Source organism: Mycobacterium sp. (assembly GCF_032159765.1).
GTDB lineage: Bacteria > Actinomycetota > Actinomycetes > Mycobacteriales > Mycobacteriaceae > Mycobacterium.
Genome location: NZ_JAVHWM010000182.1, coordinates 53,148 through 69,520, shown reverse-complemented (window position 1 = coordinate 69,520; position 16,373 = coordinate 53,148). Strand labels below are relative to the sequence as shown.

The following is a 16,373-nucleotide window of genomic DNA, read 5'->3' as shown; positions in this document are numbered from 1 at the left end:
TCGCGATCGTGTGGGACGGAACGCGTTTGCACGGTCTGAATGCCTCCGGTCGCTCGCCCGCCGCCTGGACGCCGGAGTATTTCAGGGGTCAGCGGGTCCCCGAACTGGGGTGGAACTCGGTGACGGTCCCGGGCGCCGTTTCGGCCTGGGTCGAGCTACACAAGAAGTTCGGCAAGCTCCCGTTCGCGCGGATCTTCGAGCCTGCGATCCGCCACGGCCGCAACGGGTTTCTCGTCTCCCCGACGATCGCCCGACAGTGGGCGGCGCAGGCGCCCCTATTCGAATCGCACCCGGGCTTCGCACAGGCGTTCCTGCCGAGCGGCCGGGCACCGGCACCGGGGGAGCGCTTCAGGTTTCCCGAGCACGCGGCGACGCTCGAACAGATCGCGGAGACGACCGGCGAGGCGTTCTACCGCGGCCAGCTCGCCGAGAGGATGGAAGCACATTCGGCAGCGAACGGCGGAGCCATGACCGCCGCCGACCTCGCCGCGCACCGCGCCGACTGGGTCGCCACGATCGGCACCGACTACCGGGCATACACGATTCACGAGATCCCGCCGAACACCCAAGGCATCGTCGCGTTGGTCGCGCTGGGCGTCCTCGAGCACTTCGACATGGCTTCGTTCCCAGTGGATTCGGCAGATAGCGTGCATCTGCAGATCGAGGCACTGAAGCTCGCCTTCGCCGACGCGCTTGCGTATGTCGCGGACGCCGATTACACACCCGTGCGCCCGGAACAACTTCTCGATAGGGACTATCTGCAACAACGCGCGTCGCTGATCGACCCACGGCGAGCCCAACCGGCGACAGCGGGCAGTCCGCCCAAGGGCGGCACTGTGTACCTCACAGCCGCCGATGACTCCGGGATGATGGTGTCGATGATCCAGTCCAACTACATGGGCTTCGGCTCGGGTGTGGTGGTGCCCGGCACGGGGATTTCGCTGCAGAACCGCGGTACGGCCTTTGGCGCGGTGCCGGGGCACCCCAATCGGGTGGGGCCGCGTAAACGCCCGTACCACACCATCATTCCCGGCTTCATGACCAAGGACGGCTCACCGGTGATGAGCTTCGGGGTCATGGGCGCGAGCATGCAGCCGCAGGGGCATCTACAGGTTGTGGTGCGCATCGTTGACTACGGCCAAAACCCGCAGGCAGCATGTGACGGTCCGCGCTTCCGCTGGGTGCAGGGAATGCAGGTGAGCGCCGAAAGCGGGTTCCCGCCGGGAACGCTGGAGGAGTTGCGGCGCCGGGGCCACGAGATCGTCACGGTGGATGACTACCAGTTCGGCAGCTGCCAGGCGATCTGGCGGCTCGACGACGGCTACCTCGCGGCGAGCGAGCCCCGCCGCGACGGCCAGGCCGCAGGTTTTTAGGCGGTCGTTTGCCGCGTCTTACGGTCGTCGGTTTTACCGCGCGCCAGGCGTGCCATCGGTTCGGAGTCGATGATCAACACGCTTGTGCCGTCGAGCCGTATCCACCCGCGATAGGTGAAGTCGGCCAGCGCGTCGCGGACCATCTCTGCTGAGGCGCCGACCAACTGGGCGAACTCGTCATCGTTGAGATCGTGGTCGACGCGCACGGCGCCGTCTTCCCGGGTGCCGAAGCGATGGGCCAACTGAAGCAGGCGCTCGGCGACTCGCCCTGGAACGTCGGTGAACATCAGAACGGCGAGGTTGTTGGAGCGGCGCAGCCGGCGGGCCAACAACCTGAGCAGCTGCTCGGCAGTATCGGGGCGATCAAACATCCAGCGGCGCAGCGCATCCCGTGATATCGGCACGGCCCGGACCGCCGTGATCGTGGTGACGCTGTACGTCCGCGGTCCCGGGTCGAGAATCGACAATTCACCGAACATGTCCGACGGGCCCAGGATCGTCAGCAGATTCTCACGACCGTCGGGGCAGCTGTGCCCGATCTTGACCTTCCCCGAACCGATGATGTACAACGTGTCACCGGGCTCTCCGGCTGTGTATATGTTGTGCCCGCGCGGGAAGTCGACAAGTTGAATCCGCTCGGTGAGCGCAGCGAGTGCACTGGCATCGACTCTGCGAAACAACCCGGCCCTCAAGAGAATCTCGACCACGTCGCCCGGCGATTGCGGTGCGACCCAATCGTCGACGCGCGGCATCAAGTCGGTGTTGATATCTGCCGGGGCGTTGGGCATGTCACTTCTCCGATCGGGCGGGCGGGATGCTTGCCACGATCGCGTTAAATCGCGCGCGTGTCGCCACAGCTGACGGCCATCACCGCTTCATGCCTGCGGGAAACGTCGCCCCCAGCCACCGCCAACTACCAGCCCCAGCCCCATGGGTACCAGTGGCCCCAGCCGTGGTGCCAATCACCACCGCCGTGCCAGTCGCCACGACCGTGCCCGCCGCCATGGCCGCCACCACGACGGTCCCAGTCGGCGCCGACGACCGCCGGCGCGGTACCAACCGTCGCACCCTGACCGGTCGGTGGTTCAGCCATTGCCGGTGGTGAAACGGCGATAGCAACCGCGGCAGCTCCAACCGCCAACGCTGACGTGATGTACTTCAGCCCGATTCGCATAATGGTTTCCTCTCAGTGCATATTGTTGCGTGCACTTCCAGCGTTGCCGTCATACCCGCCGAAATCCTCAGAGGTGGCGTCTATTTGGAGGTAGTGTTATCTGGAAGGTGAGTTATTCAAGCAGTCGATTGAACGGTTACTCCAAGTACCGCTACCCGGTATGCAGAGGTGCAGCTGGCATGACTGGCTGATGACCACTAACGGTGCTGACATCCCCGGCAACGAATGCGATCGTGGGATGCCATGGACGCCATCGCATCCCAACGACCAATTCATGTAACAGCAGGCGAAGGGGTCCGCACCGCGTGCCTGCACCGCGGGATGACTTGGCCATCCGGGTCAGACTCAACCGATCGTGAGTTGGCCGCGCGCTTCGAACGCGATGTGGTTCCCCTACGTGAAGCGCTCTACCGTCATGCTTTGCGCATGAGTCACAATCACGCAGACGCGCAGGATCTAGTTCAGGACACGATGGTGAAGGCATTCGCGAATTTCCTTTCGTACCAGCCGAACACCAACGTCAGCGCCTGGGTGTACAGGATCATGGTGAACACTTACATCAATGCCTATCGGAAGAAACGCCGGCAACCGCTGCACTACCCGATGGACAACATCAGCGAGGCCCAGCTGGCCGTGCTCGCCCAACACCCGCCGAGGGGATCGCGATCGGCCGAGGACGAGGCGCTGGATACGTTGCCCGACAACGATATCAAGGCAGCGATGCGGGCCCTGCCGTTGCGATTTCGCATGGTGGTGTTTTATGCGGACGTCGAGGGTCTTCGATACAAAGAGATTGCGGAGATCATGGCCATCCCGCACGGAACCGTGATGTCGCGCCTTCACCGTGGCCGCCGACAACTCCGCCGGCAACTCACCGACGGACAACGGCGGGCGGTCAGCTGATCACTGCTGGGGCCAGCGATTAGCTGGCTCGCTCGGTGTGGTCGAGGGGAATCGTCACCACCACTGCTGTTCCGATTCCTACAGGGCTCGTGATACTCAGCTCGCCACCGAGAGCTGCCACCCGGTCTTTGAGCCCAACAAGTCCCGACCCCTCGGCGAAGTCGGCGCCCCCGATTCCGTCGTCGCGAATCGTCAGGGAGAGGTGGTCAACGGTCGACTCTGCGTGCACGGTCACCTCGGACGCGCGCGCATGCTTGGCCGCATTGGTGAGCGCCTCGGCCGCAATGTAGTAGACGCCGACTTCTACTGAGTCAGGCAGACGTCGCTCAATCGCGAGTTCCAGGGTCACGGGGACCGTGCAGCGGCGCGCCAGTGTCTTCAGTGCGGAAACGACGCCGCCCTTGGACAGGATCGCCGGATGAATTCCGCGCGATATCTCTTGTAGATCTGCCGAAGCCCCCATCAGACCCGACACGACGCCAGATAGCTGGCCCTTGAGATCGTCGAGTCCGGGCGGCACTGACGCCTCTGCCAACCGCGCTTGTAGCCCCAGCGCGACCAGCCGCTGTTGGGCACCGTCGTGCAGGTCGCGTTCCAGACGGCGGCGCGCGTCATCCGCTGCGGCGACGATGCGGGCGCGCGAAGCGACGAGTTCGGCACGCGTTGCGGCGTTCGCGATCGCGGTGGCGACAAGGTCGGCGAAATCGCCGACACGCTCCTCGGTGTCCGATGGCAAGGGCTCAGACCTCGTCGAGCCGACAATCGCCGCGCCCCACACGAGGCCGTCGACGATGATCGGGACTCCCACCGCCGAACGGATGCCGAGCTCCCGGATACGGGCTGCGTGGGTACCCGGAGCATCGCTGTGCCTGTCCATTCGGGCGGCGCGACCCGTGTGCAACACCCTGACAGCGACGTTGTCCCCGTCCAGCGGCAGGCGGAAGTGTTCAGGCAGCGTCTGGACCCGGTCCTCGTGATAGATGGCGAGAGGTACTAACGCGACGCCTGCGTCGTATTGAGACACCGTGGCGTGGTGCAGATGCAGGCATCGGGCCATCTCGTCCGCGACGGCGCGAAACACCTCAGAGGGGCTTACTCCGCGGGCCACGAGTGTCGCCACTCGCCGCAAGGCCGTCTGCTGGTCGGCGAGTAGAGCAAGCTCGTCGCGGCTCGCCTCGACCATGCGCTGCGCCTCACGCAACTCATCCTGCTCCCGCCGGCGCTGGGTCACGTCGCGGCCGACCGCATAGAACAGACCCTGGCGCGGCACGATGCTCCAGTCGATCCAGCGTTGCGAGCCGTCGCTGCACATGACCCGATCCTCGAAGCGCACTGTCTTATCGCCGTCGAAGAGTTGTTGCAGCACCGCGCGCACGCGATCGCGGTCATCAGGAACGACCAGGTCGAGAAACGGCCGCGACTCCAGGTCCTTGCTCGAATACCCGAGTGTGACCTCGAAGGCGGGATTAGCCCGAATGACGTCCTCAGGACCAGTGATGCACAAGAGATCGGATGACAGGTTGAAGAACCGTTCCCCCACCCGCGCCAGGCCGGCCAGGGTGTTGGCCACCATCGCAATCAGCAGGAAGACGGCGATCACCAACGCGTTTTCGGGCTCAAAGGGTGCGAAATGTCCTTTCGGCCAATCGCGGAAGTAGGCGAACGCGACCGCGCTTGCCACCGACACCGCTGCAGACAGCCCAAACCCCCACACCGTGGCGACGACCAGGACGCCAAGCAGATAGAGCGTGCCGAAGGTGCCATGCAGACCGGTGAGTTCATTGAGCAGACACACGACGACGGTCTCGACCACAATGAAGCCCGTCCCCACCGCAATCCCCAGCGCAAGTGATGGCGCCGCAGGGGGGATCAATAGGGCCAACAATCGTGCGCGCATCAACCGCGGACCCAAACCCGTCTCCGAGGTGCTGCCCGCAAGAATTCTGCCCGGCATCCACGCCGAGCCAGGTTGCCGTGACCGTTTCTGCGTCACCAGGAACTCACATCGATCTTCGCCACTTCAACGAGACGCGCCAGCACAGCATACCCGGGTGGCAGCCGCGGGCCTGTCCGGATGCTGGCCGTGCCCGACGAATACCAGCAGGTTGCACTCAGTGATGGGTGTCAGCTGTGACGACATGGGCTCACTGGATAGCAACACTGGAAACATGACAAACACACTGAAATTCACACCAATACTCATCGCGGCGGCTGCCGTGGCCGCAATCGCCGCAGCGCCATTCGCTGCGGCCGACACCCCAGGGGCTCAGACGGCTTGCAGCACCGGCGCCCCCGACACCATGTGCCAATCACCGGGCAACGTCGAGATCAATGACTCGCCGGGGGCGGTCCAGGACCAGCCCCTGTACCCCTACTGGGAGGGCGGCGATTTTGGCGGTTACCGCGGCGGCGGCGGTTTCCACGGCGGCGGCGGCGGCGGACACCGATAGACGCCGTAGCTGCTCCCCCAACGCCGGGGGGCGGTTCCTGCCCGGCTCCTGACACTGGACCGCGACGGGGCCGCCCTCCGGCATTCCTACATAGTCATTCTTCAAAAAGCCTGCCCGACAAGTGGTTACGTGCTACCTCGTACCACCCTGCACCAAACTGAACTCGCCGGAGTCCGGCGACGATCACCGCCAGGTGCTAGCTGTCGTCGGATTCCTTGACGGCCACGGATCCGCGGACAAGTTCGTGAATTGCCAAGGGCGTCAGCGCCGCCTTCGACAGGAAACCGATGGCCGGGGACGCCGCGATCATGTCGGCGAAGTCCTGTTCGGCGTGCGTAGAAATCAGTATCAGGGGTGTATTTGTCGGTGAACCCGACAGGTGAAGTTGTTCAACGACGTCGAAACCGCTTTCCGCGCCGAGGTTGACGTCAACCAGTGTCACGTCCGGTCGAAGTTCCTCGAAGCGCCGCAGCGCCTCTGTGGCGTTCGACGCCACGCCGACAACCGTGACGCACTGGTGGTACTCGAGCAAGCCACGCGCGGCGTCGACAAAATGCGCGCTGTCATCGATGATCAAGCAGCGCATTCGTGTACCTCGCAGTGACATGATTTCAGCTTCCCGTGTGCGAACGGCCCACGCATTCCCGCTAACTGCACTCTTACCCCACCGAGGCCGCCACTTGCAGCTGACATGAAGGCGAAGATTCCCGCTGCTGGGAAGGTTGATGGGTGTCAGCGGTAGCGACACGGGTTCGCATGCGCGCAAAGCTAAGCGAGACAACCCGACACAGGACGTCGAAACCGCTGCGCTTGCCCCATCTGCACTCGGTCGTGTCGGGTACTCAACGAGATTGGAACGACGTGAAGACGAACGCGGTAATGCGCGTAGGGCTCTAAGTCGCGGCCATCCGGTGGATCGCGTGGACAGGACGACAGGGCGGGAGAACGGCTCCGGCTCACCACAGCTCCGCGCCCGATTGGTCGCGCTGCTAGTTCGTCCGACGGCGCCGCCGCTCTGGCTCGGGATCGTCGTCGCGGCGTCGGTCCTCGTGGTCGAAACGCTTGTGGTCTATCGGCTTATGCGCTTGGCCCCCGAGAACACCTTCGGTGCCATCTTCTTCCTCGGGATCCTGCTTGTGTCGGCGCAATGGGAATTCGGGTTGGCGGCGACGATGACACTGGCGAGTACCCTCGTCTACTCCTATGTCCATATCGCGGCTGACGGGACAGTCCTCCCAATCACGGCAGACGACTTGGTGGCAATGATTACTTTCCTGCCCATCGCGCTGCTGGCCAGCATCCTGGCGGGGCAGGCCCGACTGCGCGCAATCGAAGCAGATCAACGCCGCCGGGACGCAGAAGCGAGTCGTGACGCGATCCGCTTGCTCGCTGACCAGCAGACTGCATTGCGACGGATTGCGACTCTGGTAGCGCGCGCGGTGTCACCCTCCGAGGTGTTCTCAGCGGTGGCAGGCGAATTGGCGTCGTGCCTGGGAGTGCACCACTGCGCTCTGCTCCGCTACGAGCCCGACGGCGCAGCAACAGTCCTTGCCGCCCGCGACGAGCCCGGCTCGATGAAAATGCCTGTCGGCAAGCGGTTTACGTCGCAGGACGAAAGCGTCGCGGCCATGGTGTTGCGAACCGGGCACGTGGCCCGTATGGACAGCCACGACGTCATGGGTGGCCGCGATGCCGAATACCTCCGCCAGCTGGGTCTGCATGGGGGGGTCGGCGCACCAATCGTCGTGGCCGGCCGCATCTGGGGCGTGGCTATCGTCGGCTCGCTGACACCTGAACCGCTACCCCCCGACACTGAGGCGCGGGTGGGGGACTTCGCCGACCTCGTGGCGACCGCGATCGCCAACGCCGAGACTCGTTCTCAGCTCACCGCGTCACGAGCCAGGATTGTCGCGGCCGCCGATGGTGCCCGACGCCGTTTCGAACGTGACCTGCATGACGGCGCGCAACAGCGGCTCGTGTCGTTGGGACTCGAGCTGCGTATGGCTGAGGAGGTGGTGCCACCCGAATTGCCCGCCGTGCGGGAGCACATTTCGCGTGCCGTTACAAGTGTCACTGGCGTTTTGGAGGATCTTCAAGAGATATCCCGCGGAATTCATCCGGCGATCTTGTCCAGAGGTGGGCTGGGCCCTGCGCTCAAGACACTCGCTCGCCGCTCCGCCGTCCCAGTCGAGCTCCACCTCGATTTTGATCGACGGTTACCCGACTCGCTCGAAGTAGCGGCCTACTACGTCGTCGCCGAAGCTCTTGCGAACACGGCCAAGCACGCGCAGGCGTCCACCGTGAAGCTCAGCCTCGAAGCCGACGATGCCAACGTGCGTCTGTCGATTCGAGACGACGGAATCGGCGGAGCCGATACACGCAGAGGTTCGGGACTCATTGGGCTCGCCGACCGCGTCGAGGCGCTCGGCGGACAACTACAGATTTCCAGTATCTACGGAAGCGGCACGTCACTGGTCGCCACCATCCCGTTCGAAGGCTCGTGACCGAACAGTCTTTCGGCGCAGATGCCCGGGTCGGACGGTCAACGGAATTGGCGGGCAAGCCAATCCGCTCTATCGCGCGCGGCGCATTGGGCTACCGCGCAGTCGGCGAACATGTCGAAGCCGTGCACCGCGCCGGCGTAGCTGTGAAGCTCCGTCGACACGCCGGCCCGGCACAGGCGAGCCGCGAATTCGATGGACTCGTCTCGAAGACAGTCCGCGGTGCCAACGCTGATGAACGTCGGCGGTAGGCCCGCCAGCTCGGGGGCCCTGCCGGGCACCGCGTCCGGCGGCACATCGTGCGTCGCGTACCGCTCGCCGAGATAGAGGTCGTCCCGCACGCGCAGTTGCTCGATAGGGTCGTCGGGTTGGCGACCGAGATCTGCGAGGCGGACGCCCCAATCATGCAGGGCCTCAAGGCGATATACGTGGTCGGCGCCGCCGCGATCGTCGCCCCTTCATTAGCGGCTGAGCAGACGATCGCCGCAACCGTTGCGAGGCAGACCGAAGGTTTAGGTGAGCGCTATCGACAAGTCGCCGAACGTAACCGGCGCCAGATCCGCCGGCCCACTCAGGGCGAGCCGCTGTGGTAGATCGCTTCACATCAACACGCGCGCGAACTAGCGCGATCGATCGCCCGCACCGCCGCCGTCACGATCGCCGCCCTGAGCACGCTGTCGGTCAGGAAACGAGTGCGACGTGGGCGCCCGGCTCAGCCGCTTGGATGGTGGACCGGACAGGTCTGGAGTAGATTGACTTCCAGGTTGATAGATCAGCCTAAGAAGCGTCGCGTTCCCCGAGGTGTCCGCTTTCCAGGCCCTTTGTCCGCTCCCCGGCGTTCCGCCACACACGAGCAACACTCGGCGAGGGCTGGCTGCATGAATTCTTTACACCCTGACATTGAAGCTGCTCCCCATCACAACGGTGCCCCGGTGATCGACTGTCGGTTTGCCCGCGTGAGTGCGGACACTGACACCGATCTGACCGTGATCACCATCATGGGCGAGATCGACGCGTCGAATGTTGACGACGTGAGCCGCCACACGCGCGGATTGGTACCCGAGGGCGGCGCATTGATCGTCGACCTGACTGCCACCGACTTCATCGCCATTGATGGACTTCGAATGCTATTCGCGCTCTGCAGTCAATGCGCCCGCACCGACACAAAATGGACCCTGGTCACCACCGGGGCGGTGAGCCGGCTACTTCGACTGGCAGATCCCGACAAGCTACTTCCAGCAGTCGGATCTGCGACAGAGGCCTTACAACTGGTTCGCCGATCCGGCCTCAGCCGCCCGACACGGCGGGTTGATCTGGTCGGCTAGCGAGCTGAGTCCGAGAGGGCTACTTGCATTTTGGCCACTTACATTTTGGTGTAACGAGCCATGGCGAAGCTGTAGAGGCCGTAGGTGATGATTCCCAGGCCGGCCGCGATTAGAAGCGCTGCGCCGTAAGGTTGGGCTCCGAGTGTTTTGAGGGCCGCGTCGATTCCGCTGGCCTTGCCCGGCTCTGATCGGCTCGCCGCGACGATGACCAGCACCCCGGCGCCGGCGATAACCAAGCCTTTGGCGATGTAGCCCACCATGCCCAGTCGTCGCACCAGGTCGCTGGAGTTGCCTTTGAGATCGTCGAGAAAGTTGCGGCTGGCTCCCTTGTAGACGTGATAGCCGCCCACCGCGACGATGATTAGGCCGCCGGCGATGAGGGCGATCGTGCCGGCGCTGGTCTGCATCAGGCGCGCGCTGATCCCCGAATTCTGGTCACCCGAGGACTTTCCGGCACCACGGGCGAATCCGAACGTGGAGTACGCGAGCGCGAGATAGACGACCGCCAGCGCAAAGGCCTTTGCGCGATCCAGGACTTCCGATGATCCGCCTTGGGATTTCGGGTCGGTCGAACGACCGAGGGCTGTTTCGACGAACCGCCACAGCGCCATCACTAAGAACGCGACCACGGCGACCCACAGCGCGACGATGCCGCCGGGCTTGCCTGCCACCGTCGCTAGCGCGCCGGATTGGTCAGCATTGTCGCCGCTGCCCAGAGCGATCCGGATGGCGAGATAGCCGATGGTCATGTGCACGAGGCCGCTCACGACATACCCAGCGCGGGCCAGTCGTTCGAAGACACTGTTCTGGGCAAGCTGTGTCGCGGTGGAGGACGAGGCGTGGCCGGACATTGGGGCGCTCCTAACCGGCCGGATCAATCGTCCGGCCGGTGCCGCTGAAGTCGATCGACGACGAGCCGATCGAGTCAGGGTGTCGGCAGTTCGATGCCGTCACCCCTGTGTGCGCTTCGCTGCTGGCTCTGGCTTGCGGTCACTAGCCCGGGTGTCGGAATCTTCTCGCTCGGTGTCGCTGGTTTGCACGGCCGGATCCATCTTGTCCGCGCGCTCGAACTCCTGGTTCACCTCGTCACGGGACGTCGTTGCCTCGCTGCGGTGCGCGGCTGCTTGCTGTTGCAGACCGGAGGCTTGCGCCGCCTTCACGTCGGCTTCGGCCTGGGCGGCCCGCGCCCTGGCGGCGGTCTCGTCGGCGAGTGCTTCCCGCTGCCTAACTTGGCGTGTTTCCTCCGTAGCCTGTTCGCGGATCTTGCCGGCTTCGACGTGGCGGTGTTGGTTGCGTTTGTTCCGCGCCACCCACGCAAGTGCGGCGATAAGCAGTATTGCCGCGACCGCGATGATGACGATCAAAACGACAGTGTTGGTGGTCATTTAAGCTCCTTGAGTTGTCTAAAGCGATGGTTCAATCGGTTCTAAACCGGGCGTTCCGCGTGCAGATGTTGCAGATGTATTGGGGCAGGCTCAGTGTTTGAAGGCGTCTTTGACATTGGCCCCTGCTTGTTTGGCGTTGCCGTTGAACTGATCGACGCGTCCCTCGATACGCAGCCGGGTGTTTCCGGTGGCGCGACCGAAGATCTTCTTGGTGACGCCCTTGGCGGCCTCGGCCTTGTGGGCGATCTTCTTACCGATGCTCATTTGCACATTCCTTCGTTTGGTGATCACAGGCCGCGGTTGCGGGCTGAGAGTATCGATCGCGCTAGTTGCCTACCGGAGGCTGTCGACGGGCGCAGTCGCTGTCGGTTGTCGGCCGCGCGACCAGCGACCGAGAAGGGTACCCCTATTGCGAAGCGGCGTGGCCGCCGGCGGATTCACCGGTGAACCCGACAATCACGGCGACGAGCAGAACAACTAGTCCAACGATGACAATCATGTCGACGCCTCTGAATCCTTAATAGACCTCAAGTACACGCCGCATATCGGTTATTGTCAACGCTGTTGAATACAGCGTTGACTTACACTACTGTCCACGATGTGAGCGCTGACATCTGAGCTGCTTCGATGGTCGAAGCAGAAGGCAGAAGGGAAGTGTTGCCCCTTGACGACGAGACAGTCGGCCGGGCCCGACGCGGCCGCCGACGAAGGTGACCTGTCCGGCGCTGCCCGCCGTGACAACGGTCAGCTCACCCGGTCGATGATCCTGCAAGCTGCACTGACGATCGTCGACCGGGACGGCGTCGACGGACTGTCCATGCGCCGTCTCAGCAGCGCAGTGGGCCGAGATCCGGTGATGCTCTACCGCCACGTACCCAGCAAGGCCGCCCTGTTTGACGGCGTCGCCGAGATCGTTATCGCGCAACTAGCGGTGGACACCACGGACCCGGACTGGGCGGGCCAACTGCGCACAGTCGCGCATGACTTTCGCCAGTTGGCCCTGGCGCACCCGAACGTGGTGCCGCTGCTGGTCACTCGACCACTGGCCACCCCGCTCGGGCAGCGTCCACCGGGAATGCTGCGGCCCCTGGAAGACGTCCTCACGCTGCTCTTATCCGCAGGGTTCAGCGGCGACGACGCCCTACACATCTACCGGGTTCTGTTCTCGTACTTGAATGGGCACATCCTCGACGAGTTGCAAGACATCGTCGAGCGACCCGAGGAAACCGATCATGTACTGCGCCTCGGTCTGCACCGGCTCGCCGTCACCGAATTCCCCCATTTGCGTGCACTGGCACCGGCCCTGGCCTCGTACGACGGCGCCACCGAACTCGATCGCGGCCTCGATCTCCTCCTCCCCGGGCTGACTGCAACCCTCACCCAACCCGACGGATCACCCCGAACCACCTGATCGGATCTAGCCGATGAGAGCGCACAGTCCGGCTTTTGACCGCCAGTCCGGCTCATCAGGACAGGCGAGGTGTGAACTCCGGCAGTCGGGGTATTAGGTGTACACCTGTACACCGAATACTGGTTGACTACCCAAGGAGCTGCCGATGGCCGCGAAGCTGCGTGAGCTAGCACGATGGAGCATCAAACCGGCAAGGAATGTCGCCACCGCCACCACACCGAGCATCAACGTGGTCCGGGGTTTAGCGGCAAGAGCAACGACACCGCTGCTGCCGGACGACTATCTCAAGTTTCTCAACCCGCTGTGGTCGGCGCGCGAGCTTCGCGGCGAGATCGTCGATGTGCGAAGCGAAACTGAGGATTCCGCCACCGTCGTCATCAAGCCTGGATGGGGCTTCTCCGCTGATTACCAGCCGGGCCAATACGTCGGCATCGGTTTGAGTGTCGACGGACGCTGGCATTGGAGATCGTATTCGTTGACATCGGTTCCGCGTCGTGACAACAAGCACATCACGATCACTGTCAAGGCAACTCCCGAGGGCTTCCTGTCGACACACTTGGTGAACGGTGTGAAACCCGGAACAATCGTTCGCTTGGCTGCCCCCAAGGGCGACTTCGCGTTACCTGACCCGCCACCGTCGAAAATACTGTTCGTCAGCGCGGGTAGCGGTATTACTCCGCTTATCGCAATGTTGCGTTCGCTCAGGGAACGCGGCGAGAGACCCGACATTGTGCACATCCACTCGGCTCCGTCAGTGGATTCGGTGATCTTCCACGACGAGCTGCGCGAGCTCGAGAAGGAGCAGCCCAGCTACCGGCTGTATTTGCAGCTAACCGAATCTGACGGCCACCTCGACTTCGGCCAGCTCGACCGGGTGGTGTCGGACTGGCAGGACCGGCCCACCTGGGCGTGCGGTCCGACCGCCATGCTCGACACCGTCGAAAAGGTATGGGACGAGGCCGGCTTGCGGGATGACCTGCACATGGAGCGATTCACCATCGCGCGTACCGACAAAGGCGGCGAGGGTGGCAAGGTCACCTTCTCCATTTCCGATAAGAGCATCGAAATCGACGGTGCGACTTCGCTTCTGGAGGCTGGCGAGAAAGTCGGCATCCAGATGCCGTTCGGTTGCCGGATGGGCATCTGTCAGACGTGCGTCCTGCCGCTGGAATCAGGGCACATCCGCGATTTCCGGTCCGGAGATGAGCACGGTGAGGGCGACCGGATCAACACATGCATATCTACCGCCTCAGGCGACTGCACCCTCAAAATCTAGGAGAGACATGGCTATCACCGACCTCAAGCAATACGCACACCTCACCGCCGAGGATGTCGAGCAATTCGCGCAGGAACTGGACGCCATCCGAACCGACATCGAGGAATCCCGCGGCGAGCGCGACGCCCGCTACATCCGCCGGGCCATTCAGCTGCAGCGAGCACTGGCTGCCGGCGGCCGAATCGCCTTATTCGCGAGCAGAAACAAGGTCGCCTGGGTCGCAGGCACTGCCATGCTCGGGTTGGCGAAGATCATCGAGAACATGGAACTTGGCCATAACATCACTCATGGCCAATGGGACTGGATGAACGACCCGGAGATCCACTCCACCGAATGGGAATGGGACACCACGTCGCCCAGCGTGCACTGGAAGAAGTCTCACAACTTCATCCACCACAAGTACACGAACGTCGTCGGACTTGACGACGACATCGGCTACGGGATCATGCGCCTCACCCGCGATCAACGCTGGGCACCGTGGATGATCGGGAATCCTGTCTACAACATGCTGCTCGGAACCCTGTTCGAGTGGGGCGTGGCCCTGCACGGGGTGGAGACGACGAGATACCGCAAAGGTGAGAAGTCGATAGCCGAGGTCCGTAAAGACCTGCGGATCATCGGCAAGAAGATCGGCAAGCAGGTCGGCAAGGACTACATTGTCTTTCCCGCGCTGACGGGGCCGAACTGGAAGCACACGCTTGGCGCGAATGCGGTCGCAAACCTGATCCGCAACTACTGGTCGTACATGGTGATCTTCTGTGGGCACTTCCCTGACGGCGCCGAGAAGTTCACGCGCGAGGAGTTCGAGAACGAGACCCAGTCAGAGTGGTACCTGCGACAGATGCTGGGGTCGGCCAACTTCCACGCCGGACCCCTGATGGCCTTCATGAGCGGCAACCTGTGCTATCAAATCGAACATCATCTGTTTCCGGATCTTCCGAGCAACCGGTACGCCGAAATCAGCATCCGTGTGCGGGAACTCTGCGAGAAGTACGACCTGCCCTACACCACCGGATCCCTTCTGCGCCAATACGGTCAGTCGTTCTGGACGATCCTCAAGCTCGCCCTGCCGGATAAACTTCTCAAAGCCACCTCCGATAACGCACCCGAGACGAACTCAGAGCTCAAGTTCCGCATCCGCGACGGAGTGCGAGACAGTTTCGGCGTCGATCCGGCCACGGGTAAACGCCGAGGGCTGCGCACCGCATTGCGCGAACTCAAGTCTGGGGCCATGGCGACCGCGTAGCCCTCACGGGAGAGGAAGGCCGATCGACGAGTTGTACGGGTTCCCGTGTCACACAGTCCGATCAGCATGCATCTTGGCGATCGCGTCACCGTCGTAGCCGAGTTCGGTCAGCACATCGTCGGTGTGTTCGCCGAGCAGTGGCGACCCGGTGATCGACGGCACGAACTCAGAGAATTTGATCGGACATCCGACGGTCAGGTAGCTGCCGCGCTCTTTGTGTTGCACCTCGACGACGCTTCCGCTGGCGCGCAGCGCTGGATCATGCGCGATTTCCTTCATGCTGAGCACGGGCGCACAGGGCACCTCGAACTCGCGCAGAATGTCGACCGCCTCGTACTTGGTCTTATCGGCAAGCCACTTCTCGATCTCATCGAAGATCTCGAAGATGTGTGATTCACGAGCCTTGGCGGTGTTGTATGCCGGGTCGTCGATCCACTCGCGCCGGTCGATCGCTTCACACGTCCGCTCCCAGTTCTGTTCCTGGATCGTGAAGTAGATGTAGGCGTTCGGGTCCGTCTCCCAACCCTTGCACTTGAGCACCCAGCCGGGCTGACCGCCACCGCCGGCATTGCCGCCGCGGGGCACCACGTCGGTGAACGTGCCGTTGGGGTACTGCGGGTACTCCTCGAGGTAGCCGACTCGTTCGAGCCGCAGCTGGTCGCGTAGCTTGACTCGACACAGGTTGAGAACCGCGTCCTGCATCGACACCGAAACCTTCTGGCCCACACCGGTCTTCTCGCGGCCGAGCAGCGCGGTGAGGATCCCGATGAGCAGGTGCATGCCGCTGTTGCTGTCGCCAAGGGCCGCGGCGCTCACTGTCGGTGGTCCGTCCCAGAACCCTGTGGTCGACGCGGCTCCGCCGGCACACTGCGCGACGTTCTCGTAGACCTTGAGGTCCGACCACGGCGAGTCGTCGTTGAATCCCTTGACGGAGCCGAAGATCAGCCGCGGGTTGAGCTCGTGAATGTGTTCCCACGACAATCCCATTCGGTCCATTGCACCCGGCGCGAAGTTCTCGACCAGCACGTCGGCGTCACGGATCAGCTTCTTCATGACCTCCAGACCTTCTGTGGTCTTGGTGTTGATCGCGAGCGACCGCTTGTTGCTGTTCAGCATCGTGAAGTACAGGGCATCGACGTCGGGGATGTCGCGCAACTGGTGACGGGTCACGTCACCGCCGGTGATGCGCTCGACCTTGAGGACGTCGGCGCCGAACCAGGCGAGCATCTGGGTGCAGGCCGGGCCGGCCTGAACGCCGGTGAAGTCGATGACTTTGATCCCGGTAAGTGGCAGGTTTGTCATGATGAATTCCCTTCTATTGGTGGATCG

The 16,373-nt window shown here is 63.3% G+C and carries 18 protein-coding genes; 9 read left to right on the top strand and 9 right to left on the bottom strand.

Annotated features, from left to right (window positions below):
* Positions 1 to 1,373: gamma-glutamyltransferase family protein (locus tag QOH60_RS23725; protein ID WP_526424322.1), on the top strand; the 1,373-nt coding region annotated here is incomplete at its 5' end.
* On the opposite strand, the gene QOH60_RS23720 is transcribed toward QOH60_RS23725, so the two are convergent.
* Both QOH60_RS23720 and QOH60_RS23715 read right to left on the bottom strand, forming a co-directional pair.
* On the bottom strand, positions 1,370 to 2,080 hold the full coding sequence (locus tag QOH60_RS23720) for a Crp/Fnr family transcriptional regulator (protein WP_526424329.1): 711 nt from the start codon (positions 2,078 to 2,080) through the stop codon (positions 1,370 to 1,372). The two genes, QOH60_RS23725 and QOH60_RS23720, sit on opposite strands and share 4 nt — an antisense overlap.
* Positions 2,081 to 2,286: 206 nt before the next feature.
* Complete coding sequence (locus tag QOH60_RS23715) at positions 2,287 to 2,547, bottom strand: hypothetical protein (protein WP_526424321.1); 261 nt, start codon at positions 2,545 to 2,547, stop codon at positions 2,287 to 2,289.
* A gap of 321 nt (positions 2,548 to 2,868) precedes the next feature.
* On the opposite strand from QOH60_RS23715, the gene QOH60_RS23710 reads away from it, so the two are divergent.
* Positions 2,869 to 3,450, top strand: coding sequence for a sigma-70 family RNA polymerase sigma factor (locus QOH60_RS23710; protein ID WP_526424328.1), 582 nt, complete (start codon positions 2,869 to 2,871; stop codon positions 3,448 to 3,450).
* A gap of 19 nt (positions 3,451 to 3,469) precedes the next feature.
* Here QOH60_RS23710 and QOH60_RS23705 read toward each other — a convergent pair whose 3' ends face one another.
* Entirely contained in the window at positions 3,470 to 5,347 is a 1,878-nt protein-coding gene (locus QOH60_RS23705; RefSeq protein ID WP_526424327.1) for a sensor histidine kinase, read from the bottom strand.
* 271 nt (positions 5,348 to 5,618) lie between these two features.
* Between QOH60_RS23705 and QOH60_RS23700 the strand changes: the two genes are divergently transcribed.
* On the top strand, positions 5,619 to 5,900 hold the full coding sequence (locus QOH60_RS23700) for a hypothetical protein (RefSeq protein WP_526424320.1): 282 nt from the start codon (positions 5,619 to 5,621) through the stop codon (positions 5,898 to 5,900).
* A 196-nt stretch (positions 5,901 to 6,096) separates the two neighbouring features.
* Here the strand turns inward: QOH60_RS23700 and QOH60_RS23695 are convergent, their stop codons facing one another.
* Complete coding sequence (locus QOH60_RS23695) at positions 6,097 to 6,486, bottom strand: response regulator transcription factor (RefSeq protein ID WP_526424319.1); 390 nt, start codon at positions 6,484 to 6,486, stop codon at positions 6,097 to 6,099.
* Between the two features lie 334 nt (positions 6,487 to 6,820).
* Here QOH60_RS23695 and QOH60_RS23690 point away from each other — a divergent pair, with 334 nt between their 5' ends.
* Complete coding sequence (locus QOH60_RS23690) at positions 6,821 to 8,404, top strand: GAF domain-containing sensor histidine kinase (RefSeq protein ID WP_526424318.1); 1,584 nt, start codon at positions 6,821 to 6,823, stop codon at positions 8,402 to 8,404.
* A 38-nt stretch (positions 8,405 to 8,442) separates the two neighbouring features.
* Here the strand turns inward: QOH60_RS23690 and QOH60_RS23685 are convergent, their stop codons facing one another.
* On the bottom strand, positions 8,443 to 8,742 hold the full coding sequence (locus tag QOH60_RS23685) for an alpha/beta hydrolase (RefSeq protein ID WP_526424317.1): 300 nt from the start codon (positions 8,740 to 8,742) through the stop codon (positions 8,443 to 8,445).
* 27 nt (positions 8,743 to 8,769) lie between these two features.
* Between QOH60_RS23685 and QOH60_RS23680 the strand changes: the two genes are divergently transcribed.
* Together QOH60_RS23680 and QOH60_RS23675 are read left to right on the top strand one after the other, a co-directional pair.
* The gene (locus QOH60_RS23680; protein ID WP_526424316.1) at positions 8,770 to 8,994 is read left to right on the top strand and encodes a hypothetical protein; all 225 of its coding nucleotides are present in this window, start codon (positions 8,770 to 8,772) and stop codon (positions 8,992 to 8,994) included.
* Positions 8,995 to 9,357: 363 nt separating this feature from the next.
* A complete protein-coding gene (locus QOH60_RS23675; protein ID WP_526424315.1) occupies positions 9,358 to 9,726 on the top strand; it encodes an STAS domain-containing protein in 369 nt (122 codons plus the stop codon).
* A gap of 38 nt (positions 9,727 to 9,764) precedes the next feature.
* Here the strand turns inward: QOH60_RS23675 and QOH60_RS23670 are convergent, their stop codons facing one another.
* From QOH60_RS23670 to QOH60_RS23660, 3 genes are all read right to left on the bottom strand, one after another.
* Positions 9,765 to 10,577 carry a DUF1206 domain-containing protein gene (locus QOH60_RS23670; RefSeq protein WP_526424314.1) on the bottom strand — a complete coding sequence of 271 codons (813 nt, stop codon included), beginning with the start codon at positions 10,575 to 10,577 and terminating at the stop codon, positions 9,765 to 9,767.
* Positions 10,578 to 10,676: 99 nt separating this feature from the next.
* Positions 10,677 to 11,111, bottom strand: a complete 435-nt coding sequence (locus QOH60_RS23665) for a hypothetical protein (protein WP_526424313.1) — start codon at positions 11,109 to 11,111, stop codon at positions 10,677 to 10,679.
* Between the two features lie 90 nt (positions 11,112 to 11,201).
* The gene (locus tag QOH60_RS23660) at positions 11,202 to 11,375 is read right to left on the bottom strand and encodes a CsbD family protein (protein ID WP_526424312.1); all 174 of its coding nucleotides are present in this window, start codon (positions 11,373 to 11,375) and stop codon (positions 11,202 to 11,204) included.
* Between the two features lie 496 nt (positions 11,376 to 11,871).
* Here QOH60_RS23660 and QOH60_RS23655 point away from each other — a divergent pair, with 496 nt between their 5' ends.
* The 3 genes from QOH60_RS23655 (at position 11,872) to QOH60_RS23645 (ending at position 15,044) form a co-directional block, all read left to right on the top strand.
* Positions 11,872 to 12,522: a TetR/AcrR family transcriptional regulator gene (locus QOH60_RS23655; protein ID WP_526424326.1), complete on the top strand. Its 651-nt coding sequence runs from the start codon at positions 11,872 to 11,874 to the stop codon at positions 12,520 to 12,522.
* A 145-nt stretch (positions 12,523 to 12,667) separates the two neighbouring features.
* A complete protein-coding gene (locus tag QOH60_RS23650; protein ID WP_526424311.1) occupies positions 12,668 to 13,798 on the top strand; it encodes a ferredoxin reductase in 1,131 nt (376 codons plus the stop codon).
* Positions 13,799 to 13,805: 7 nt separating this feature from the next.
* Positions 13,806 to 15,044, top strand: coding sequence for a fatty acid desaturase family protein (locus QOH60_RS23645; protein ID WP_526424310.1), 1,239 nt, complete (start codon positions 13,806 to 13,808; stop codon positions 15,042 to 15,044).
* A gap of 48 nt (positions 15,045 to 15,092) precedes the next feature.
* Here the strand turns inward: QOH60_RS23645 and frc are convergent, their stop codons facing one another.
* Complete coding sequence (gene frc, locus QOH60_RS23640) at positions 15,093 to 16,346, bottom strand: formyl-CoA transferase (RefSeq protein WP_526424309.1); 1,254 nt, start codon at positions 16,344 to 16,346, stop codon at positions 15,093 to 15,095.
* Between the last annotated feature and the right edge of the window lie 27 nt (positions 16,347 to 16,373).